The organism is Mycobacterium sp. RTGN4 (assembly GCF_033804635.1).
Lineage (GTDB): Bacteria > Actinomycetota > Actinomycetes > Mycobacteriales > Mycobacteriaceae > Mycobacterium.
On the sequence record NZ_JAPZLB010000008.1, the window covers coordinates 84,664 to 106,779 of the forward strand.

The 22,116-nt window shown below is 64.9% G+C and carries 21 protein-coding genes; 7 read left to right on the plus strand and 14 right to left on the minus strand.

Annotated elements, in window-relative coordinates; genetic code table 11:
• The first annotated feature begins 90 nt into the window (after positions 1 to 90).
• Positions 91 to 1,371 carry a cytochrome P450 gene (locus SLQ30_RS18525; protein ID WP_319447917.1) on the plus strand — a complete coding sequence of 427 codons (1,281 nt, stop codon included), beginning with the start codon at positions 91 to 93 and terminating at the stop codon, positions 1,369 to 1,371.
• Positions 1,372 to 1,515: 144 nt separating this feature from the next.
• Positions 1,516 to 2,001 carry a hypothetical protein gene (locus SLQ30_RS18530; protein WP_319448005.1) on the plus strand — a complete coding sequence of 162 codons (486 nt, stop codon included), beginning with the start codon at positions 1,516 to 1,518 and terminating at the stop codon, positions 1,999 to 2,001.
• Positions 2,002 to 2,021: 20 nt separating this feature from the next.
• On the opposite strand, the gene SLQ30_RS18535 is transcribed toward SLQ30_RS18530, so the two are convergent.
• Positions 2,022 to 2,426 carry a hypothetical protein gene (locus tag SLQ30_RS18535; protein WP_319447916.1) on the minus strand — a complete coding sequence of 135 codons (405 nt, stop codon included), beginning with the start codon at positions 2,424 to 2,426 and terminating at the stop codon, positions 2,022 to 2,024.
• 213 nt (positions 2,427 to 2,639) lie between these two features.
• Here SLQ30_RS18535 and SLQ30_RS18540 point away from each other — a divergent pair, with 213 nt between their 5' ends.
• Positions 2,640 to 3,149 (plus strand): hypothetical protein, encoded by a 510-nt coding sequence (locus SLQ30_RS18540; protein ID WP_319447915.1) that lies wholly within the window; start codon positions 2,640 to 2,642, stop codon positions 3,147 to 3,149.
• Between the two features lie 58 nt (positions 3,150 to 3,207).
• Here the strand turns inward: SLQ30_RS18540 and SLQ30_RS18545 are convergent, their stop codons facing one another.
• Genes SLQ30_RS18545 through SLQ30_RS18595 form a run of 11 tightly spaced genes read right to left on the minus strand, consistent with a single transcriptional unit; the run spans position 3,208 to position 16,010 of the window.
• Complete coding sequence (locus SLQ30_RS18545) at positions 3,208 to 4,947, minus strand: MCE family protein (RefSeq protein ID WP_319447914.1); 1,740 nt, start codon at positions 4,945 to 4,947, stop codon at positions 3,208 to 3,210.
• The gene (locus SLQ30_RS18550) at positions 4,947 to 6,356 is read right to left on the minus strand and encodes an MCE family protein (RefSeq protein WP_319447913.1); all 1,410 of its coding nucleotides are present in this window, start codon (positions 6,354 to 6,356) and stop codon (positions 4,947 to 4,949) included. Before SLQ30_RS18550 ends, SLQ30_RS18545 begins: the two co-directional genes overlap by 1 nt.
• Complete coding sequence (locus SLQ30_RS18555) at positions 6,353 to 7,888, minus strand: MCE family protein (RefSeq protein ID WP_319447912.1); 1,536 nt, start codon at positions 7,886 to 7,888, stop codon at positions 6,353 to 6,355. Before SLQ30_RS18555 ends, SLQ30_RS18550 begins: the two co-directional genes overlap by 4 nt.
• Complete coding sequence (locus SLQ30_RS18560) at positions 7,885 to 8,976, minus strand: MCE family protein (RefSeq protein WP_319447911.1); 1,092 nt, start codon at positions 8,974 to 8,976, stop codon at positions 7,885 to 7,887. Before SLQ30_RS18560 ends, SLQ30_RS18555 begins: the two co-directional genes overlap by 4 nt.
• Positions 8,976 to 10,001: an MCE family protein gene (locus SLQ30_RS18565; RefSeq protein WP_319447910.1), complete on the minus strand. Its 1,026-nt coding sequence runs from the start codon at positions 9,999 to 10,001 to the stop codon at positions 8,976 to 8,978. Before SLQ30_RS18565 ends, SLQ30_RS18560 begins: the two co-directional genes overlap by 1 nt.
• Positions 9,998 to 11,191: an MCE family protein gene (locus tag SLQ30_RS18570; RefSeq protein WP_319447909.1), complete on the minus strand. Its 1,194-nt coding sequence runs from the start codon at positions 11,189 to 11,191 to the stop codon at positions 9,998 to 10,000. Before SLQ30_RS18570 ends, SLQ30_RS18565 begins: the two co-directional genes overlap by 4 nt.
• A gap of 12 nt (positions 11,192 to 11,203) precedes the next feature.
• The gene (locus SLQ30_RS18575) at positions 11,204 to 12,052 is read right to left on the minus strand and encodes an MlaE family ABC transporter permease (protein WP_413468093.1); all 849 of its coding nucleotides are present in this window, start codon (positions 12,050 to 12,052) and stop codon (positions 11,204 to 11,206) included.
• Between the two features lie 13 nt (positions 12,053 to 12,065).
• On the minus strand, positions 12,066 to 12,875 hold the full coding sequence (locus SLQ30_RS18580; RefSeq protein WP_319447907.1) for an ABC transporter permease: 810 nt from the start codon (positions 12,873 to 12,875) through the stop codon (positions 12,066 to 12,068).
• Positions 12,865 to 13,323: a hypothetical protein gene (locus SLQ30_RS18585; protein WP_319447906.1), complete on the minus strand. Its 459-nt coding sequence runs from the start codon at positions 13,321 to 13,323 to the stop codon at positions 12,865 to 12,867. Before SLQ30_RS18585 ends, SLQ30_RS18580 begins: the two co-directional genes overlap by 11 nt.
• 16 nt (positions 13,324 to 13,339) lie before the next feature.
• Entirely contained in the window at positions 13,340 to 14,548 is a 1,209-nt protein-coding gene (locus tag SLQ30_RS18590; protein WP_319447905.1) for a CoA transferase, read from the minus strand.
• 37 nt (positions 14,549 to 14,585) lie between these two features.
• Positions 14,586 to 16,010 carry an aldehyde dehydrogenase family protein gene (locus SLQ30_RS18595; protein ID WP_319448004.1) on the minus strand — a complete coding sequence of 475 codons (1,425 nt, stop codon included), beginning with the start codon at positions 16,008 to 16,010 and terminating at the stop codon, positions 14,586 to 14,588.
• A gap of 345 nt (positions 16,011 to 16,355) precedes the next feature.
• Between SLQ30_RS18595 and SLQ30_RS18600 the strand changes: the two genes are divergently transcribed.
• From SLQ30_RS18600 to SLQ30_RS18615, 4 genes are read left to right on the plus strand one after another with little or no spacing between them, the layout of a single operon-like run.
• On the plus strand, positions 16,356 to 17,057 hold the full coding sequence (locus SLQ30_RS18600) for an SDR family NAD(P)-dependent oxidoreductase (protein WP_319447904.1): 702 nt from the start codon (positions 16,356 to 16,358) through the stop codon (positions 17,055 to 17,057).
• A gap of 29 nt (positions 17,058 to 17,086) precedes the next feature.
• On the plus strand, positions 17,087 to 17,947 hold the full coding sequence (locus SLQ30_RS18605) for a mycofactocin-coupled SDR family oxidoreductase (RefSeq protein WP_319447903.1): 861 nt from the start codon (positions 17,087 to 17,089) through the stop codon (positions 17,945 to 17,947).
• A gap of 34 nt (positions 17,948 to 17,981) precedes the next feature.
• Positions 17,982 to 18,173: a ferredoxin gene (locus SLQ30_RS18610; RefSeq protein ID WP_319447902.1), complete on the plus strand. Its 192-nt coding sequence runs from the start codon at positions 17,982 to 17,984 to the stop codon at positions 18,171 to 18,173.
• Positions 18,174 to 18,226: 53 nt separating this feature from the next.
• A complete protein-coding gene (locus tag SLQ30_RS18615; RefSeq protein ID WP_319447901.1) occupies positions 18,227 to 19,627 on the plus strand; it encodes a cytochrome P450 in 1,401 nt (466 codons plus the stop codon).
• A 65-nt stretch (positions 19,628 to 19,692) separates the two neighbouring features.
• On the opposite strand, the gene SLQ30_RS18620 is transcribed toward SLQ30_RS18615, so the two are convergent.
• A complete protein-coding gene (locus tag SLQ30_RS18620) occupies positions 19,693 to 20,874 on the minus strand; it encodes an acyl-CoA dehydrogenase family protein (RefSeq protein WP_319447900.1) in 1,182 nt (393 codons plus the stop codon).
• On the minus strand, positions 20,874 to 21,878 hold the full coding sequence (locus SLQ30_RS18625) for an acyl-CoA dehydrogenase family protein (protein ID WP_319447899.1): 1,005 nt from the start codon (positions 21,876 to 21,878) through the stop codon (positions 20,874 to 20,876). The genes SLQ30_RS18620 and SLQ30_RS18625 overlap by 1 nt, the downstream gene beginning before the upstream one ends.
• Between the last annotated feature and the right edge of the window lie 238 nt (positions 21,879 to 22,116).

Genomic DNA, 22,116 nt, shown 5'->3' on the forward strand with positions numbered 1-22,116 from the left:
CACTTTCCGCTCGAATGATGACGGCACGCTCGATTCGTCGTCGAATCCAACCGCCCCTTTCCCGCCAGCCCCGGAAGGCACGCACACCAGATGACCGACTTCGACACCGTTGACTTCTATACCGACCCGTCACTGGTGCCCGATCCGCACCCGTACTTCGACCACCTGCGCAGCAAGTGCCCGGTCGTGCGCGAGCCCCACTACGGCGTACTGGCGATCACCGGCTTCGAGGAGGCCACGACGGTACTCAAGGACGCCGAAACGTTCTCCGCGTGCATCTCTGTCGCCGGCCCGTTCCCGCCGCTGCCGTTCACCCCCGAGGGCGACGACATCACCGAGCAGATCGCCGAGCATCGCTCACTCATGCCCATGTTCGAGCACATGGTCACGATGGATCCGCCCGACCACACCAATGCGCGTTCCCTGCTCAACCGGCTGCTCACGCCCAGCCGGCTGAAGGAGAACGAGGACTTCATGTGGCGGCTGGCCGACGAGTGCCTCGACGACTTCATCGCCGACGGCAAATGCGAGTTCCTTAGCGCCTACGCCAAGCCCTTCTCGATGCTGGTGATCGCCGACCTGCTCGGCGTTCCGGAGGAGGACCACACGCAGTTCCGCACCGTGCTCGGCGCGCCACGGCCAGGTGCCATCGTCGGCTCACTCGACCACGACGACCTCGTTGGGACCAACCCGCTGGAGTGGCTCGACGAGAAGTTCGTCGGCTACCTCGAAGACCGGCGCAAGGAGCCGAGGGACGACGTACTCACCGCGCTGGCCACCGCCAAATACCCCGACGGTTCCACGCCGCCCGTGCTCGAGGTAGTCCGTTCGGCGACGTTCCTGTTCGCTGCGGGTCAGGAGACCACCACCAAGTTGCTGTCCGCGTCGATCAAGGTGCTCGGGGAGCGGCCCGACATCCAGGAAGCACTGCGCAAGGACCGCAGCCGCATCCCGATCTTCGTTGAGGAGTCACTTCGGATGGAGGCCCCGGTGAAGAGCCAGCATCGCCTCGCCACCAAGAACACTCGGGTGGGCGACGTCGACGTACCCGCGGGGACGACGTTGATGGTGTGCCCCGGCGCGGTCAACCGCGATCCGCTGCGGTTCGAGAACCCACACGAGTTCAGCCTGGACCGCAAGAACGTCCGCGAGCACATCGCCTTCGGGCGGGGCGTGCACTCCTGCCCAGGAGGCCCGCTGGCGCGCGTCGAGGGCCGGGTGTCGGTGGAGCGCATTCTCGACCGGATGTCCGACATCAGGATCGACGAGGACAAGCACGGGCCGGTGGACAACCGCAGCTACAACTACGAACCCACGTTCATCCTGCGCGGGCTGACCGAGATCAACATCGAGTTCACGCCCGTCGCGTGACTCGCGGGCCGTGCGGCCAAGGTAAGCGGATCGCTTGAAGGCGCAACGCAATCGGGTATGCGCAAGCGGCTGACGGGGGCGTACACGGCCGATAGGCTGCTAACGATCATGTGCGCGCAAGGACGGGAGACGGCTGTGGCCAAAATGGCTGCCAGGGCAGCGATGCCGGTATTGAGCGTTGCGCTCGCGACCGCCACGATGATGTGCGCCCCGACCGCATCCGCCAGCGCCCACATGAGGGTCGGCAACTACGAGGTCAACAACGACCGCTGGAACGATCACTCATGGATCTGGTCGGTCCAACACTCTTGCGGCGCACCCGACTGTGGCACCCAGCTGGTCGATCCGGTCGTCAACCCGGCGTCGGACAACCTCAACGTGATCGCGATTCCGCGCCCTCCGAAGAGCCAGCGTTTCCAGAACACGGCGTTCTACAACAACGGGCGATACACGCTGACGGTCGACGTCATCGACGGGGTGCGCTGCATCGGCTACAACCTGCCCTCACACGACGTATACGACTGGGACGCAGTCTCTTTGGCCGGCACCATCGTCTCTACCTACGACGCCAGCTGCTATGGCGGGCCGGGCGGGACGAGCACGTACACCTTTGGGCTGCAACGCTACTGAGCGTTGCAGCTAGCCGAGTTTCAGATGTCTCCGCGCGTCCAGACGCTTGAGCCGTTACGCGCATCGCAGGACAGGAACAAGCCATCCGGCGCTTGCGCCATCATGCCGTCGCGGCCCGAGCAGTTGCTGCCCTCGAACTTGACGCCGAGCAACGACGTCGTCCGGAACCAACGCGGCGCGTAGCGACGCGGCGATCCGCAGAACAGCACCCGGCCCCAGTCCGTCACGCCGAAAACGTAGTAGGTGGAGTTGTCGCACGGAGCGCCGAGCACGGCGCCTGGCGCAATACCAGGCACGCAGGCCGGTACGTTGCACGACGTCGGGTCGTCGGCGGGAGCGGGATCCGTCGGATCGGCCACCGCAACAGGGGCAGCCGCGAGCCCTGCGGTCAACAGCGCAGCGGCCATGGCAACAACGATTCGCACGCAACTACTCTCGCACAATGGAGAGTGGAATTCTCCCGTTCAGAGAAGATCATCGGCCACGAGTCCACCCTGTTCGACGCCCCGGCCGGTGCGATCCTTGCAGCATCAGATTCCGGCCTACCGACCTGCTCCAGAGTGTTATTCTCAGGCCCAAGAATGGCATTGCCACAGCCGATCCAACCCTGGCGGCGCAGACGTATCGAGGAGCATGACATGGGCTCAGCGCAGGTGATCTCGGCCGCCGCGCTGGCCGCCGTAATCGGGTTGGGCACCGCGCCTCAATCCGCTGCCGACGACTACGCGCAATTCGCCCCGAACGGCACGTTCTCCGTCGTGTCGAACGGCGAGTGGGCCAGGATGAACGATCGCTACCAGGACGAGCCGTCGGTCCGGAGCACGTGGACCGTCAACACCACGTGTACCACCGCCATCACGTGCGCAGGCAAGGTCACCAGCAGTCTCGGTTGGACCGAGGACATCTACACCACCAGCGGCATGTGGTACGTCAAACACTATGTGCCCGATTGGATCCCGTGCCCCGACGGTGGCACCGGCCCCGGGCTTCAGGTGTACCGGTTCTACCCCGCCAATGACGAAGGTCTGAGATTCGACAACACGAATCTGTACATGGGCGAAGACCAGACGACCGGAGTCAGTGGCGCGTGCGGCAGGAATCGCTCGCTGGTGCTGAACCTGCCGGTCAAGATCTCCAGAACCAGCTGACCCGTAGCGCAACCCCGCCGGATCCACCCGACCATTGCGGCCGGGCGGACGCCGCGCGCTAGCTGGTCAGCATGTCCTTCCAAGTCTTCTGGAGTGGCCCTCCCGCAACGAGATTGGTGACCTTGTAGAGCTTGCCGTCCGAGCCCACGTACTCACCGGTTCGCGGATTGTAGTGAGTGACGGTCACAGCGGGCTCGCCGTCGGTGGTGTCGAATGCACTTGGCTCGATGGACGGCGCACTGCCCGCGGCTTGGGGAGTCGCTGCCCCCGCGGGCTGCGACTCGGCCGGTGGTGGTACGTCACCCGCCACCGCACCTTGCGCCGAGTCCGGCACTGGGCCAGGAGGCGGCCCAAGCGGCGGAATCGGTTGCCCGTTCAACGAATTGCCCTCAGGGGGCGGCGGCGGCAGGACGGTCGCGAGCGGCGCCTCCAGCGGTGACACGGGCGGCCCGCCGGCGTTCGCAGGGGTGCCGCCAGGAGCTGCCCCCGGCGGGAGCGGCGTGCCCTCGATGGGTGCGTAGAGGTTGTCGCTGAAGGTGGTCCGGTCGTCGATCGGGACGCCCTGGGCGATCAGGCTCGGGTCGAAGGGCTGTGGGCCAAAGGTGTGCTCCCGCATCGCAAGCGGCTGATATTCCTTGTCGCTGTTGCAGATATCGACCGTGGGTGCGCGCTTGCCTGGATGCCTGATGCAGGGGAAGTTACGGACGCCACGTACCGAAATCGGCGAATCCTGAGGCAGTTTGCAGTAGAGGCCGTCGGGTGTATCGATGTCGGACGTGTCCTCTGGCGAACGCCAGGATGACGGCGGCAGGAAGCCGACGGTGCACGCAGGCGGATCGCTGACCGTCGCCGCGAAGTCGCCGCGCGCGCTACCGGTCGAGTCGGAGAAGAGTGCGTACGACTGTTGCTGAGCGATGTACGGCGGCAGCAGGACGAGCAGCTGCTGCAGCGAGGCGTTGTACGTCATCAGGATCTCGCTGACGGTACCGAGATTCGCGAGCAGCACAGGCAGCGTCGGCTTGAGCTGGTTCAGAAGCCCGGAAACCTCGTTGGAGAACCCCGGAAAGCGTTGCAGCACAGTGCGGAACTGCGGGTCGTTCTTCTGCAGTTGCCCCGTGAACCCCGAAAGGCTGCGCGCCCACGTCCGGATCTCGTCGGCGTTGCCTGCCTGTCCCTCGAGCAGCGGACGGGCGTCGTCGGCAAGCTTGCGGGTCTGATCGGCCGCGCCACTCAGGTCGGCACTGAGCTTCGAGCCGGAGTCCAACAGTGAGCCGAAGTCGTAGCCCGCGCCGTTGAAGCCCTGATACGTCTCGTCCAGGAGTGCGCTGAGCCTGTCCTTGGGGAAGGTGCCCACCAACTTGCTGACCCTGTCGAGCACGGGACCCACCGCAGGCGGAAGGGAGACGTTCGCTCCGGTGATGACGGCACCGTTCTGCAGATACGGCCCCGAATCGGTCCGCGGCCGCAAGTCGACGTACTGCTCGCCAACGGCCGAGACGCTTCTGACGTCGGCTTGCAGATCGGCGGGAATCTTCGGTGACGAGTCGATGGACAACGTCGCTTCCGCGCCGGTCTTGGTGAGCCGGATCTCGGTGACCTTGCCGACCTGGACCCCGCGATAGGTGACGTTGCTGAACCGGTAGAGCCCTCCGGACGTGGGCAGCTGCAGCTTCACCTCGACCTTGCCGAGTCCGAGCAGCGTAGGCACCTGGACGTAGGCATACGCCATCGCCGCCACGCCGATGACCGACACGATCGTGAAGATCAACAGCTGGATCTTGATGAGCCGAGTAAGCATCAGCCACCTCCTTCTGTCGGCGAAGCTGGGGCAACCTGCGGACTGCCGGCGCCGTACGGTCCAGCGAAGATCGGAGCACCTCCCGACGGCGGCGGGCTATCGGCCGCCACCCCTTCGGCATTCTGGTGCGGGACCACGGGAAGCACCGGCCCGGTGACCGGAGGCAACGGTGGCGGCGGAGCCTGCGGCACCGCGGGTAGCGACCCCGGCCCGGGAAGGCTTCTCGAAGCCCCCGGCGGGTCCGCGTTCAGACCGGGATTGTTCGGCGGCACCGGCCCAAGCGGGCCACCCGCGGGCGGCGGCGCGAGCGGCCGGCCTATGGGATCGAAGGTGTAGCGCTGGAAGAACGACTCGCCAGGCAGCGGCACCAGGTCGCGGCCTTCCTGTCCGGCGCGCGTACCCAGGAATATCGACTTGCGCAGCCGCGGTCCAGATATGTCGACTGTCGCGAACAGGTTGATGAAATCGCCTCGGACCGCACGGTCGATCAGGTTCTGGCCGTAGGGGAATACCGTCGCGTAGGCGATGGCGGGATCGATGTCCGGTCCCACGTCGGCCAGCGCCTGGAGCGTCGGAGCAAGGTTCTTCAGGTTGTTCACCAGGTCGGCCTGAGAGTCGTTGACGAGCCGATTGGCGGTCTTGCTGAACTCGCCGAGCTTGGTCAGCGCGGTGGTCAGGTTGGGCCGCTCCCGATCCAACACTTCGAGCGCACGCGGTATCCGCTGCAGCGCCTCGTTGATCGAGTCGCGCCGACCGGCGAAGGTCGATGCGACGCGGTTCAACGCCTCGATGGTGGCGACCAGGCTTTGGCGTTGTCGGTCCAGGGTGCCGATGAACGTGTCGAGTTGGGTGAAGAGCTCACGCCAATCCTGCTCGCGCCCGGAGAGCGCCTGATTGAACGTGTGCACGACGTCACCGAGCTGGCCGAGTCCGCCCGCGTTCACCACCACGGAAAGGGACGAAAGGGTCTGTTCCGTCGTGGGGTAGGTCGACGAGTCGTTGAGCCCGATCGTGGCTCCCGGCGCCAGCCTGCCCGCGGGCTGCTGGCCCGCCGGAGGATTCAGCGCCAGATGCATGGACCCCAAGAGGCTGGTCTGCCCGACGCTGGCGACCGCGTTGGCCGGGATGATGACGTCGGGCTTGACCGAGATGTCGACGTTGGCGTGCCAGTCCTTGACAGTCATCTTGCCGACGCTGCCGACGATCACGTCATTCAGCATCACCGGTGAATTCGACTCCAGCGTCGCGATATTCGCGATCTGGACGTGGTAGACGGTGGCGTCAGACCCACGGCCCACCGCACCGGGCAGTGGCAACGAGTTGATGCCCTGAAAAGCGCACCCGGTCGCGGCCAGCGCCACGCAGGTTCCCGTCGCGAGGGTACGACGTATCGAGCTGCCACTGATCATGACGGCGGTGTCCCATCGACTGGAGCGGGCGGCGTCGCTTCCGCGGGAAGCAGCGGACCAGGCGCAGGTGGCGGTGGCGCTTCCGAAGGAAGCATCATCCCCAAGCCCGACGGTGGCCCGGGAAGGGGGCCAGACGCCGGTGGCGGCACCGGCGGTCCGATGTGGATGTTTTCCGGCCCCGGCACCGGAGCCCCTGGGTACAGCGCCGGAATCGGGAACTTGCTCGGGCGGTCAGGAGCCGAGAACGGCTCTGTGGGTATCGGTCCCATGCCCGGAGGCGGAGGTACGTCGCCGTTCAGGCCCGTGTAGGCGGACACCTCAGGCGGCATTTCCGGCGCCCTCGGCGCACCACCGGCACCGCCTGGCGCGAGCGCGGGGTCGGCGTAGATGACGTTGTCCGGGCTGGCCGACTTGGCCAGGTAGGGCGCGATCGGAACTGGGATGTAGTTGAGGTTCAACAACCGCAACGCGGGCCCGAGATAGTCGTTGCAGAGCTTTGCGGTCTCGGGGGCAGTGGTGTTCTGCGTGGCGCCGATCATGCCGCACACGAACTGCATGGGGCTGGCGAGGTTGGGAATCGAGAAGCCACCGCGGGGCGAGCCGGTGTCCGGATCGTAGATGTTGTAGGCGTTTGCGAACGCGGTTGGCGTGACGTGCAGCACCTGCTCAAGCTGCGTCTTGACGTCCACCAACGTCTGGGTGACGTCCTTGAGTCCGGATAGTTGCTCGGCAGTCTGGTTTCGGCTGCCCGCGACGAAGCGCTGGACCTCCGACACCGCCACCGAAAGATTCGTCAGCGCCCCATCGAGGTCGGACTTGCTTCCGTCGAGCACACTCGAGAGCGTCGCGAGCCGGTCGTTGAACGAGATGACCTGCTCGTTGCTGGCCCGCAGCGCAGTCACGAAGACCTGCAGGTTCTTGATGATGCCGACGAAGTTGCCGCTGCCGTCGGCGAGGATCCGGCCCACTCCCGAGAGTTCCTTGAGCGTCTGACGCAGCTTCTCGCCGTTGCCGTCAAGGGCATTGGCGGCACTGTCGATGAACCGTCCCACCGACGTGGTCGACACGTCGCTACTTGGCCCCAAATCGGTTGCGAGCCGTTCGAGTTGCTTCTTGACCTCGTCCCATTCGACGGGCACCCCGGTGCGCTCCTCGGGAATCACTGCCCCGTCGGCCATCTTTGGACCGCCCTGAGTGGACCGGTATGCCGGAGTCAATTGCACGTAGCGGGCCGCGACCAAGTTCTGCGCCACGATGATCGCCTTCGCGTCAGCGGGCACGGACACGCCGTGGTCCACCGTCAGGACCATCTTGGTCCGAGTGCCTTGTGGCTCAATCGAATCGATCGTGCCTACCTTCACGCCGGAAACCTTGACGTCGTCACCCTGGTAGACGGCGGTGGCCGTCGGGAAGAACGCCGTGATCCTGGTGGGCGCGAAGAACGCCTCGCGCAGCGCGAAGAGCCCACCCCCGATGAGCGCGATCGCCAGTACGGCTGCGGTGGCTACTGTGAGCAACTTCCGAGAGATCACCGTGAGCCTCCGGGAACTGCGTTGTAGGGCAACGGTAGTTCTGCGCGCGGGCCGGTTCTGTCGTTGGTCGGCGGCTGCCCGGCGCCGAACGCGCCTCTGCGGAATCCGAATGCGTAGTCAAGGAATGGCTGGATGAGCTGAGACGGGTTGAAGTCCGGCACGTAGGCGGTGTAATAGAAGCCGCTCGAGACGGCCTCACTGAGCGTGGTCTGGTACTTGGCCGCTCCAGGAATCGCCTTGGCGAGATTGTCGCGGTTGCGCACCAATACCTCGTTCACCTTGTTGAGCCGTTCCAGCGTCGGTGCCAATTCCTTCTCGTTGTCGGCAACCAGCCCGATCAGCTGCTTGGAGACGGCCGAGGTATTGGCGAGCAGATCAACGACCGCTTGGCGACGTTCGACCAGTACGCCCAACAAATCGTTGGCATTGAGGATCAGCGAATTCACCTGTTGGCTTCGCTCCGAAAGGATTCCGGTGACATCGGCAGCCGACTTGAGCAGCTCGCCAAGGCTTTCGTCACGGCTGTTCAGCGAGCGCGACAGCCGGGTGAGGCCGTCGAACGTCGGTCCGAGTTGCGGTGCGATCTGATCGAGGGTCGTCGACAGCGTGTCCAGCGATGCGTTGAGCTGTTGCGTGTCGGTGCCCGCGGTGTTCGTCGTGAGGTCGCCGACCGCATCGCTCAGCGAATAGGGCGACGAGGTGCGGGACGCCGGGATGGGTTCCGCGCGCTTCAGCGTTCCATTGCCCGCCGATTCCAGCGTCAGGACACGTTCGCCGAGCAGTGTGCCCGTCTTGATGTGGGCACTGGTCTCCGACCCGAGTGGGTACTTGCTGGCGATGGTGAAGCCGACGAGTGCATCGCCGTTGTCGAGCGAAACATCGGTCACGGCACCGACTTTGATGCCCGCAAGGGTAACGTCATTGCCGACGGCGATGCCGCCTGCCTCGGCGAACAGCGCCTTGTACTGCAGCGACGTCGCGTAGGACAGCAGCCGTTCCGGCTGCAGGCCAACGGCAATGATCAGGATGGCGAGTACGACGCCCATGAACCCCGCCCGGACGAGGCTCTTCGCACGGTATTTCAGCATTAGGGCTCCGCACACCTTCCGTTTTCTTGCTTCGTGAAGGGGAAGAACGTAGCCCTGCCCTGAAGGTCTGTGACCTTGATGGATAGTTCGCAGATGTAGTACTGGACGAAGGCACCGTAGGCACCGATTCGAGCCAGTTTGCGATAGTTGCCCGGCGCCCGCTGCAACGCCCCGTCGAGGTAACCCTTGCCGCTCTCGAGGTTGGGCGCCAACCTATTCAGCTGATCCACGGTAGCCGCCAACGGAGGCCGCGCCTGGGTGAGCAGATCCGCGAGCGAGGCGGTTCCGTTGTCCAGCGAGGTGATGGCGGACCCGATCGGGTCGCGGTCCTGAGACAGCCCGCTGATCAGCTTCTCCAGCCGGTCGATCGCACCGGAGAACTTGTCGCCGTCCTTGGAGATGGTGGTCAGCACGACGTTGAGGTTGTCGATCAACTGCTGGACCGTCTGGTCGTTGTCGGCCAGCGTGCTGGTGAACGACGAGGTCTTTGACAGCAACGAGTCAATGGTGCCGCCCTGACCCTGGAACACCTGAACCAGTGACGCGGTAAGCGAGTTCACGTCCTGGGGGTTCAGCCCCTGAACCACTGGCTTCAGACCACTCAGCAGCAGATCCAGGTCCAGCGCGGGTTCGGTGCGGTCCACCGGGATGGTGGAGCCCGCCGGCATCGCTCTGGTGGACCCTGGCCCGTCGACCAGGTCGAGGAAGCGGTCACCGGTCAGGTTGAGGTAGCGGATCGCGGCCTTGGTTCCGGACGTCAGGTGGATGTCCTGATCGGCGTCGAAGTCGACAAGCACCTTGCGGTCCGACTGCAGCGAAACATCGGTAACCGTGCCGACCCGGATACCGGCCACCCGGACCGTGTCGCCCGACTTCAGCCGGGAGGCGTCGGTGAACACCGCGGAATAACCGTTCGTGGACCCGGTCCGATATTGCCCGAAGGTGAAGAACAGGAACACGGTGAGCATCGCCATGATCACGGCGAAGATGCCGAACTTGATGAAAGGGCCTGCCCCGCGCGTCATCCCGGCATTCCGATCTGCGCACTGTTGCGCGGTGGGCCGTCAATCGGTCCGAACAGCGCCTGCTTGAGCGCGTCCGAGTTGAGCAGGATGCCCTGGTTGCCGTACGCCCACGGGTTGGCCCCGACGTCGCTGACCAGGAAGGGCGGGCGGAAGTTATTCGGTACGACGGGCAGGTGCTGAGCCTGGCAGGACGAGCCGCTCTTGGCCGCCACCTTCGGGAGGTCCTGCGGGTAGCGGTAACGCTCGACGCCGAGGGTGAAGTTGGCCGTGACGTCGACGCCGGGCCGATCCGGCGCAGGCGAGTGGACGAACGCGATCAGACCCTGGACACCGCATCGCAGATTGTCTTGATACTGGGATGCCACAGCCGTAGTGGGCACCAGCATGCGGAGGTCATCGCTCAGCGCCTGCCGGTTGTCCGCCAACACGGGGTTGCCGTTGTCGGCCAGCCCGATGGCACTGACGAGAAACGCGTCGAGGTTCTGCTGTTGGTCGACGAGGGTGTCGCTAATCTTCGTGGTGTTGTCGATGAGGTCGATCAGGTCCGGCGCAACGTCGCCATAGGCATTCAGCGCGACGGGAGCTACTTCGATGTCGCGGCTGATGTTGTCCAGGCTCGGATTTAGCTTGACCAGAAGGTTTTTGAAGTCGGTCACCGTTTGACCCAACTTCTCGCCGCGGCCGTTGAGCGCACCGGAGATCGCCGCGAGTGTCTGGTTGAGCTTCACCGGGTCGATCGATTTCAGGACGGAAGTGAGTTGCTGGAAGACCGTGTTGATCTCGACGGTGACGTGTTGAACGCCGAGTTCCTGACCCTTCTGCAGCGGTTTCGCCGACGGCTGCTCGGGCTCGACGAACTCCACGAACTTCGCGCCGAACACGGTCGACGACGTGATGTCGACGTTCACGTTGGACGGGATGTCGCCGAGTTGCTTGGGGTCCATCGCGAGATGGAGCACGGCCTTGCCGTCGGGCCGGGTTTCGATCGAGTCGACCTGACCGACTTGAACCCCGCGCATCTTCACCTTGGCTTCGGGATTCATCACGAGCCCGGCCCGCTCGGAGACGACGGTGACGGGGATGGTGGTGCCGAAGCCCCCTCGGAACATGCCGATGGAAAACAGGACGATGCCCGCGAGCACGACGATCGTCGCCAAGCCCGCCAGTGGGCGGACAGCTGAGCTAGCCACTGATGCGGTCCCCTATCCGGACAGGTTGAAGTTGCCGTTGGAGCCGTAGACGGCCAGGGACACCAGCAGGGTCACCGAGACGACCACGACCAGGGAGGTGCGCACCGCGTTGCCGACCGCGACCCCGACCCCGGACGGCCCGCCGGTGGCGAAGAAGCCGTAATAGGTGTGGATCAACAAGATCGTCAACGCCATCAGGATCGCCTGCAGGAAGCTCCACAACAGGTCGATCGGGTTGAGGAAGGTGTTGAAGTAGTGGTCATAGAGGCCGCCGGACTGACCGAACAGAAACACCGTGGTGAAGCGGCTGGCCATGAACGACAAGATCACCGCGATCGAGTACAGCGGGGTGATCGCGATCATCCCGGCCACGATGCGCGTGGAGACCAGGTACTCGACCGGCCGGATGGCCATCGACTCCAACGCGTCGATCTCCTCGTTGATCCGCATCGCGCCCAGCTGCGCGGTCACCCCGGCCCCGAAGGTGGCGGCCAACCCGATCCCGGCGATCACCGGCGCGGCGATGCGCACGTTGATGAACGCCGACAAGAACCCGGTCAACGCCTCGATGCCGATGTTGCCCAGCGAGCTATAGCCCTGCACGGCCAGCGTGCCGCCGGTGGCCAGAGTCAGGAACCCGACGATGACCAGCGTGCCGCCGATCATGGCCAACACCCCAGCGCCCATGGAGATTTCGGCGATCAACCGCACGATCTCCTTGCGGAAGTGCACCGTCGCATGGAACGTCCCACCGATGGCCTTGCCGAAGAACAGCGTCTGATCCCCGATGCGCCCCAACAGTCCGACCGGGCGCTGCAGCGTCTTGGTGACGCGAGGATAGGTAGCTCGTAATGCCACGATGTCGTGCCCCGCCCTACTTCGCCGTCAACTGGATGCCGATGGCCGTGACGACCACGTTGATCACGAACAACGCCATGAACGCGAACACCACCGTCTCGTTGACCGCGTTGCCGACCGCCTTGGCCCCACCCCCGGTGATCGTCAACCCGCGATAGCAGGCCACCAACCCGGCCATCAGCCCGAACAGCGCCGCCTTGACACACGAAATGATCACCTCGGGCACCCCGGTCAACAACGTGATGCCGGCCGCGAACGCGCCGGGGTTCACGTCCTGCACGAACACCGAGAAGAAATAGCCACCCAAGATGCCGATGATGACCACCAGGCTGTTGAGCAACAACGCCACCAGTCCCGACGCCAACATCCGTGGAGTCACCAGGCGCTGCACCGGGTTGATGCCCAACACCTCCAACGCGTCGATCTCCTCACGGATGGTGCGCGACCCCAAATCCGCGCACATCGCCGTCGCGCCCGCGCCGGCCACGATCAACACCGTCACGACCGGGCCCACCTGCGTGACCGCGCCGAACGCCGCACCCGCACCCGACAGATCGGCCGCACCCAACTCACGAAGAAGAATGTTCAACGTGAAGGACACCAACACCGTGAACGGGATCGCCACCAACAACGTCGGCGCCAACGACACCTTCGCCACAAACCACGACTGCTCCAAGAACTCCCGCCACTGAAACGGCCGCACGAAGATGAACTTCACCGCGTCCACACCCATCGAGAACAGGCCACCAACCGCACCCATCGCCCCCGACAAACCCTTACCGAGATTGATACCCGGGGTCCAGCGCTCCGGCCCTTTAATTGCCATTGGCTGCGGGTCCTTCCAGGATCGTGCCGGCTGACAAAACTGTCAGACCTCCGACGTTGTGCGCCATTGCGATTCGTGCAGCGCGGATCCGACTGGCGGCCACCGCGCGACGTTGTGGAAACAACTGAGGGCACTGTGCCACATCAGTGGCCCCGGGCGCGCGACCTTGGGCTTCTAAATTCCTGGCCGGATTCACGGACGTCGCACCGCGCACATTGGTGACCTCCGCTTCGACCATCTGGTAGCCACCGAACGACTCGGCGAAGCCGTGACCTTCATAGCCGATGAAATTAACGGCCGTGAAGGAATGCTGAATTCTTCCGCGTTCTGTTACCGATTCGCCCGCTGCCACGGCTCGTTTGGGTGCACCCTGCACGTCGCCTGGCAAACAGCGCATCGTTATGCCAGCGCGCGGTGCGCGGGTGTCCTTCGCGGCGGGGGACGGCATCGGTTTCTCCTACGACCTAGGTAACTGCGCCGGCAGTTTTGAGTTCGATGATGCGATCCCAGTCCAGGCCCAGCTCCTGCAGGATGTCGTCGGTCTGTTCGGCGAACGCAGGCGCGGGCCCACTGCTCGGCGCGGCGACATCGAACTGCACCGGGTTGGCGACCAACTCCAATTCGCCTGCCTGGACGATGTATTCGTTGGCTCGAATCTGCGCGTCCTGCGCGGCCTGCAGGGTGTCCTGCACGGGCGCCCACGGTCCGGCGAGCGTGGCGAAACGCTCGCTCCACTCGGGCAGCGTGCGGGTGGCAATGACCGCACCGATGAGCTCGACGGCCTCGGCGGTGTGCTCGGCGATCGATTCGACGGTGGCGAACCGAGGGTCGTCGATCAGGTCGTCGAGCTCGAGGTGGCGGCATACGTCGGCCCAGAACTTGGTCGGCTGCAACATCACGAAGGAGATGTAGCGGTCGTCCTTGGTCCGGTACACCGACACCAGCGGATTGAACGGCGAGCCCTGGACACCCGGCGGCTGCTGCACCATGAGCTCTTGCAGATGGCTGGTCAGCGCAACGGTGTGGCCCATGGCCCACAGCCCGCTACCCAGTAGTGAAACGTCGACCACCGACGGTTCGCCGGTGCGTTCCCGCTTGAGCAGTGCGGCGGTGATGCCGCCCGCGAGGTTGGTGCCCGAGATGGTGTCGCCGTAGGCCGGGCCGGGCGGCCCGATCATGCCGTCCAATCCTGGCGGGGTGATGGTGGCGGCAGTGCCTGCGCGGCACCAGAAGGCGGTCATGTCGTAACCGCCCTTGCCCGACTCCAGTCCGCGCGGGCCGAGCGCACTGCCGCGCGCGTAGATGATGTTGGGGTTCACCGCGCGGATGTCATCGACGTCGATGCCGAACTTGTGGCGGTGGCCGGGCAGGAAGCTCGTCAGGAACACGTCCGCACGCTTGGCCAGCTCGAGCAGCACCTCGCGGCCCTCAGGCACCGACATGTCGAGTCCGATGCTGCGCTTGAGCCGGTTCGCGTGCTCGATGTTCGGGTTGGGATCGCCGTCCACGCGCAGCATCCCGGTCTGGCGCAGACCACGCTGGGGGTCGCCGGTGACGGCGTGTTCGACCTTGATGACGTCCGCGCCCCACTCGGCGAGCACGGCGCCCGCCGACGGGACGAACCCGTACATCGCGACTTCGAGGACGCGGATGCCCTCCAACGGCTTGCTCACTGCTGTGCCCTCTCGTCTTCGCGCAAGCGGCTCATCGCTAGCCCACCACCGTTGCGTAGGTCTTGCCCTCGAGGAACTCCTCGAGTCCGGCCTTGCCCATCTCCCGGCCGATACCCGATTGCTTGAACCCGCCGAACGGGCTGTCCGGGCTGAAGTAGTTGCCGCCGTTGATCGAGAACGTGCCGGTACGAATCCGCCTGGCCACGGCCAGCGCCCGATCCTGACTGCCGAAGACCGCGCCCGACAGTCCGTAGATGGAGTCGTTGGCGATGCGGACGGCGTCGTCGTCATCGTCGTATGCGATCACCACGAGCACGGGCCCGAACACCTCGTCCTGGGCGATCTCCATGTCGGGTGTGACATCGGTGAGCAAGGTCGGCGTATAGAAGTAGCCCGGCCCCTTCTTCTCCCCGCCCGTCGCCAAGGTGGCGCCTGCCTCGACCGCGCGCTTGACCATCGCGTCGACCTTGTCGCGCTGGCGCTCGCTGATGAGCGGGCCCATGTACGTCGTCGGTTCGTTGGGATCTCCGTACCGGACGTGGCTGAAGTTGGTCTTGACGAGCTCGACGAGTTCGTCGTGATGCTTGCGCGGCACCAGCAGACGTGAGGTCAGGGCGCAGCCCTGGCCTGCGTGAGACGCCATGCTGAACGCGGAGAACATTGCGGCCGTTGCGAAGTCCGCATCGTCGAGCACGATCGCCGCGGACTTACCGCCGAGTTCGAGGAAGACCTTCTTGAGGGTTTCGCTCGCGGCGGCCATGATGCGCCGACCGGTCGGGGTCGATCCGGTGAACGTGACCATGTCGACGTCGGGGCTGGTGGTGAGCACCGCACCGACCTCGGGGTCGGACGAGCTCAGTACGTTCACGACACCCGCGGGAATGTCGGTGTGGTTGGCGATCAGCTCACCGAGCGCCAGCGTGACGAGTGGCGTGTCGGGCGCACCCTTGAGCACCACGGTGCAGCCGGCTGCCAGTGCGGGCGCGAGCTTGGCCAGCGCCAACTGGTTGGGGTAGTTGTACGCGATGATGGCCGCGACCACGCCTGCCGGTTCCTTTTCGACCCAGCGGTGATGCTGCTGTCCGCGCACCTCGATGTTTCCGAGGTCTTCGGTCAGCGGGTAGTCCTTCAGCAGTTCGGCGTAGTAGCCCACGATCTGGATGGGCTGGTCCAACTGCGGCCCCTGGGTCAACGCCGGGGTGGCGCCGACCTCGGCGATGGTCAGCGCCGCCAACTCCTCGCGATGATCGAGCAACGCTTGGTGCAATTGCGCCATGCAGCGGATCCGAAGGTCGACGTCCGTCGCCCAGGTGCCCGCGTCGAAGGCGCGGCGGGCGGCGGCAATGGCGGCCTCTGCGTCGGCGACGGTGCCCTCCGGGGCGTAGCCAAGGACTTCGCCGGTGGCTGGGTTGAGCGACGCGAACGTGCGCTCCGTTTCGACGAGTTGACCGTCGATCAGCATCCGGCGGTCAGCCGGTGAACCACCCGAACGTCCACTCGCGCCGTCCGTGCCTAGCTGCCCGTTCCCCGCGATCGTTGACGCCTGGGTCACACCGCACTCCTCACTGTGATGGAAATTTCATTCTCATCAACGGCGAATCTTACATTCGCAGAGCGAGAACACAAGAAAGGCTAGACGACCTAGTCAGGTTGGTCAGCCTAGGTGTTTGCGGGGCGTAGACGCGTTAGGTTGACCCGCTGCCATCTTGCGATACCTCGTCAGCCGAGAGTACGGTTCTCATAATCGGAAGCAAGATTCTTAGTCTCTGAAACGACCAACTAGAACGTCCATGGGAGGACCGCACTCGTGAAGAACGCCGTGGTGACCGGAGGCGGCTCGGGCATCGGCCAGGCGATCGTCAATCGACTGCGCGCCGACGGCCTCAATGTGGCCGTGCTCGACCTCAACCCGTCCGACGATGAGTACTCCTACACCGCCGACGTCACGGACCGTGCCCAAGTGGCGGAGGCGCTGTCCGGCATTCGCGCCAAACTCGGGCCGGTGTCGATCCTGGTGAACGCCGCGGGCCTGGACAGCTTCAAGAAGTTCCACGACGTGTCGTTCGAACGCTGGCAACGCGTCATCGACGTCAACCTCAACGGCGTCTTCCACTGCATCCAGGCCGTCCTGCCGGACATGATCGAGGCGGGCTGGGGCCGCATCGTCAACATCTCGTCGTCCAGCACCCACTCGGGTGCCCCCTACATGGCGCCCTACGTCGCGGCGAAGTCCGCGGTGAACGGACTCACGAAGACGCTGGCGCTGGAGTACGGGCCCAATGGCATCACCGTCAACGCCGTGCCACCCGGCTTCATCGACACCCCGATGCTCCGGGCCGCGGCGGACAAGGGCTTCCTCGGCGACATCGACAAGACCATCGCCGCCACCCCGGTGCGACGCATCGGCAAGCCGGAGGACATCGCAGCCGCCTGCGCCTTCCTGATCTCCGAGGAGGCCGGTTACATCACCGGGCAGCTGCTCGGCGTCAACGGCGGACGAAACACTTAACCGAACACAAACCAGCGAAGGGACATCCAGTGGGACGCGTTTCAGGCAAGGTCGCATTCGTCACGGGCGCCGGCCGTGGGCAGGGTCGTAGCCACGCGGTCCGGCTCGCCGAAGAGGGCGCCGACATCATCGCGGTCGACATCTGCCGCGACTTCGACACCATCGGCTACCCGATGTCGACTCCGGAGGACCTCGAGGAGACCGCCAAACTCGTCGAGAAGACCGGACGCGGCATCCACACGGCGCAGGCGGACGTTGCCCAGGCCAGCCAGCTGCAGGCCGCGCTCGACGAGGGTCTCGCGCAGTTCGGACACGTCGACATCGTGGTCACGTCGGCCGGAATCGCGGGGATGAAGGGGTCCGGAGATCTGCAGGGCTGGATCGACGTGATCAACACCAACCTGATCGGCACCATCAACGCCATACACGTCGCCCTGCCACACCTGACTGAGGGTGCCTCGATCATCGCGACCGGTTCCACCGCCGCCTTGATGGATGTCTCCAAGAACGACAACCCGGGCACGGATCCGGGCGGTGCCGCGTATCTGCACTCGAAGCGGCTGCTGTCCCAGTTCGTCCACAACCTGGCCACCGAGCTGGCACCCCGGGGTATTCGGGCCAACGTCATCCACCCGACGAACTGCAACACCCCGATGCTGCAGAGCGAGCCGATGTACAAGTCCTTCCGGCCCGACCTCGAGCATCCGACTCAGGCAGATGCCGAGCCGGTCTTCTACGTCCAGCAAGCCATGAAGGTGCCGTGGATCGAGCCCGAGGACATCAGCAACATGGTGCTGTTCCTGGCCTCGGACGAGGCCCGGTACGTCACGGGCACGCAGCAGCGGGTGGACGCCGGCGGCTTCCTCAAGTGGTACGACTACCACATTTGAGCCACCTAGGAAAACGTTGGAAGGGGTTGCGATAGTGAAGGTTTCGGTTGACGGGGAGCGCTGCCAGGGCCATACCCTGTGCTCGATGATCGCGCCCGATTCGTTCGTACTCGACGACGTCGACGGCCATTCGTCGCCAGTGTCAGAGATCGTGCCGGCAGCTCAAGAAGATGCCGTCAAGGAAGCCGCGCACTCATGCCCGGAACAGGCCATCGTCATCGAATAGACGACGCTGTTCGCAAACGACTGAGCCGTACGATCAACCAAGGAGACAACGCAGTGACCTTCGACAGCGATGAGCCGCTTGCGCGAAGAGCCAACAACGATGTCACGACCGACGACGACCGCAAGAAGAACCGCATCCACTTCGACCGGCACACTCCGGAGTACCGGGAGCAGTTCCAGGAGATCACCGAAGAGATGCACGCCAAGTGCCCGATGGCGTGGACCGACGTCTACGACGGACACTGGATCGCCGCGGGTAGCAACGAGGTGTTCGAGCTCGCACGCTGCCCTGCGATCTCCAACGATCACGATCTCCACGGAGAGCGAAAAGGCTACAAGGGCATCACCATTCCCAGGGCGCAGCGTGCCACGGTCGTGCGCGGCGGCATCCTGGAAATGGACGAGCCCGATCACAGTAACTACCGCGGCGCGCTGAATCCCTACCTGTCCCCCGCGGCGATCAAGCGGTGGCAGCCCTTCGTCGACGAGATCACGCGCGCGGCGCTCGACGAGAAGATCGAGTCGGGTCGCATCGACTTCGTCGACGACCTGGCCAACATCGTGCCCGCGGTGCTCACGCTGGCGATGATGGGCATCGAGCTCGACAAGTGGATGATCTACAGCGAGCCAGCACATCTGGGGGTATCCACCCCGGAACACTCCCCCGACGCCCCCCGGGTCGCAGAGCTGAACCGGCAAATGGGCATCGACATGATCAACACCATGATGCAGATCAGGGAGCACCCGCGACCCGGCTTGGTCAATGCGCTTCTTGAGCTGCGCATCGACGGTGAACCCGCGCCGGACCTGGAGATCCTCGGCAACCTCGGACTGATCATCGGCGGCGGGTTCGACACCACGACCGCACTGACTGCGCACTCACTGGAATGGCTGTCGGAGCACCCGGATCAACGCGAGTTGCTCAGCCGCGAACGGGACACGCTGCTCAACCCCGCCACCGAGGAGTTCCTGCGCTTTTACACCCCCGCGCCCGGCGACGGTCGCACCTTCGCCGAGGACGTCGAGGTCGACGGCCATCAGTTCAAGGAGGGCGAGCGACTGTGGCTGTCCTGGGCGATGGCCAACCGCGACCCCGCGGTGTTCGAGCAGCCGGAAGAGGTCATCCTCGATCGGAAGGGCAACCGGCACTTCAGCTTCGGCATCGGCGTGCACCGCTGCGTCGGTTCAAACGTGGCGCGCACGGTGTTCAAGTCGATGCTCACGGCCGTGCTCGACCGCATGCCGGACTACGTATGCGATCCGAAGGGCACCGTGCACTACGAGACCATCGGCGTCATCCAGGGCATGAAGCACCTGCCCGCGACGTTCACGCCCGGTAAGCGCTTGGGCCCCAGCCTCGACGAGACATTGAAGAAGTTGCAGCAGGTCTGTGACGAGCAGGAGGCCGCCCGGCCGATCACCGAGCGCAAGGACGCCGTCGTCATCGACTGGTAACGTTGCCCCCCTTGCGATTTCGACGCGCCTTTCGGACCTGCATCCGGAAAAGCGCGCCGAAATCGCTACTTTGGTGGCCGGGGTAGTCCGAGCACCTGCTGCGCGATGATGTTGCGCTGGATCTCCGACGTGCCACCCGCGATGGTGCCCGAGAAGCTGCGCGCGTAGCGCTCGAACCACGACGCGAAGTAGTGGTCCAGGTTCATGTGTGCGTAGGTGCCGGTGGTCGTGGGATGAAGTAGACCATCCGCGCCCGCCGAGTTCAGGGCCAACTCCAGCACACGCATCTCGGCCTCCGCACCGAAGAGCTTGGGTACCGACACCGAGGCGACATCCACTTCGCCGCGCGCCGCCTTGGCCAGGCCGACCGAGCCGAGCAGTCGCAGCGCCTGGTAGTCCATGATCGAGCTGGCGAACTGGTCCCGCTCGAGCTCATTCGACGGCCGAATGTCATTGATCGCGTTGGCGATTCGGTCGGCAAAACCCAGCCACATCATGGTGCGTTCGTGGCCGAGCGATCCGTTGGCGACGCCCCAACCGCCGTTGAGCGGGCCGACGAGGTTCTCGGCGGGCACCTCGACGTCGGTGAAGAAGACCTCGTTGAAGTCCTTGTGCTCCTCACCGCAGAGGTCGGCGAACGGTCGCCGCACGACTCCCGGGGTGTCGGTGGGGATGACGAGCACGCTGATGCCCTTGTGCTTGGGCGCGTCCGGATCGGTGCGGACGAACGTCAGCAGGTAGTCGGCGTCGTGCGCACCGGACGTCCACACCTTCTGCCCGTTGACCACGAAGTGGTCCCCGTCAAGCACGGCCCGGGTGCGCAGCGAAGCGAGGTCCGAGCCTGCGCTCGGCTCGCTCATGCCAAGCGACGCGGTGAGCTCACCCTTGAGCACGGGTACCGCCCAGCGGTGCTTCTGCTCGTCGGTGCCGAAGGTCAGCAGCGAGGCCGCAATGATGTTGACGCCCTGGGGATTAAAGCTGTGATAGATCCGCCGCTTGCACAGTTCCTCCATGTGCACGTACGTCTGCAGCACGGTGGCGTTGCGGCCACCGAACTCCGGCGGCTGGGCCGGCAGCAGCCAGCCATTGTCGAAGAGCAGGCGCTGCCAGTTGCGCGCCCACTGCGGCATGTGCGACACCGAGCGAGGCCGCTCGAGTGTCTCGGCGGTGGTCGGCAGGTTCGCATCGAGGAACGCGGCGAACTCGGCGCGGAACTCCTCGACGTCGGAATCGAAGGTCAGCTGCATCAGATTTCCTTGTATTCCGCTGCGATCAACGCGCGATGCTCGGCTGCCCCGCCGAGCAGGAGTTCGCCGGCCTTGGCCCGCTTCAACGCGAACTGAAGGTCGTTCTCCCACGTGAAGCCCATGGCGCCGAACGTCTGAAGGCCGTGCCGGAAGACGAGGGCCTGACACTCCCCCGCAGACGCCTTCGCCATGGCCGCCGCGATGCGCCTGCGCGGGTCGTCGGCGGCGATGGTGAGCGCAGAGAAGTAGGACAGCGCACGCGCACGTTCGATCGCGACGTGCATGTCGGCGGCCTTGTGCTGAATGGCTTGGAAGGAGCCGATCGGCACGCCGAACTGTTGACGGTCCTTCGCGTAGTCGAGCGCCAGGTCGAGGATGCGCTGGCACGCCCCGACCATCGTGATCGCCAGGCCCATGAGTGCGACGTGTCGGGCGCGTTCGGGATCGGTCGGCAGCCGGTCGGTGTCGGCGACGTGGAGACCGGCGAAGGACACCTCCGCGACGTGGAGTACCGGGTCGAAGACGTCGACCCGACGTCGGGTGAGCTGGGGAGCGTCGGGGTCGACGTCGACGAGGAAGACCCCAGCGGCGGTCACGACGGCGAGCCGGTCCGCGCGATCTCCGTCGAGCACGAACCGGTCGGTACCGTTCAGCACCCAACCTTCGGCGTCCCGATTCGCACTGACTCCGCTGTACACCGCGGTGCCGGAGCGAAGCGGATCGAAGCGGTCACCGACGAGCGGGGCGAACTGGGTCAACGTCGCCAGGTACGGCGTCGGATCAGTCGCCCGGCCGAGCTCCTCGAGCACGATCGCCAATTCGACGGCGTTTTCGGGGTCGGTCAGTTCGGTCCAGCCCGCATCGGCGTAGACCTTCCACAGTGGCAGCGGGTCCGTGCCGTCCTCGGCGACGCTGCGCACCAGCGACGCCGGGCAGTGCTTCACTACGGCGTCGCGCACCGTCTCCTGCCATAACCGCTGATCAGCATCGAACTCGAGTAGCACCCGATCAACCCCTCATCCGTCGTCGCGTTGCAGTGAGAATAACATTCTCAATAATGGAGCATAGATTCTCTAATTACCACTATCGGCTTTCGCCCAGGCGAGGTCGTGCGACTGACCAGCACACACTCTCACCAGCGCTGACATAAGCGAAGTGCTGGAGAACATTATTCTTGCGAATGAAGAACAAGGATCTACACTGGGGTTTGGTTCCGGCCGCGCTCTCGGCTGGACGAACACC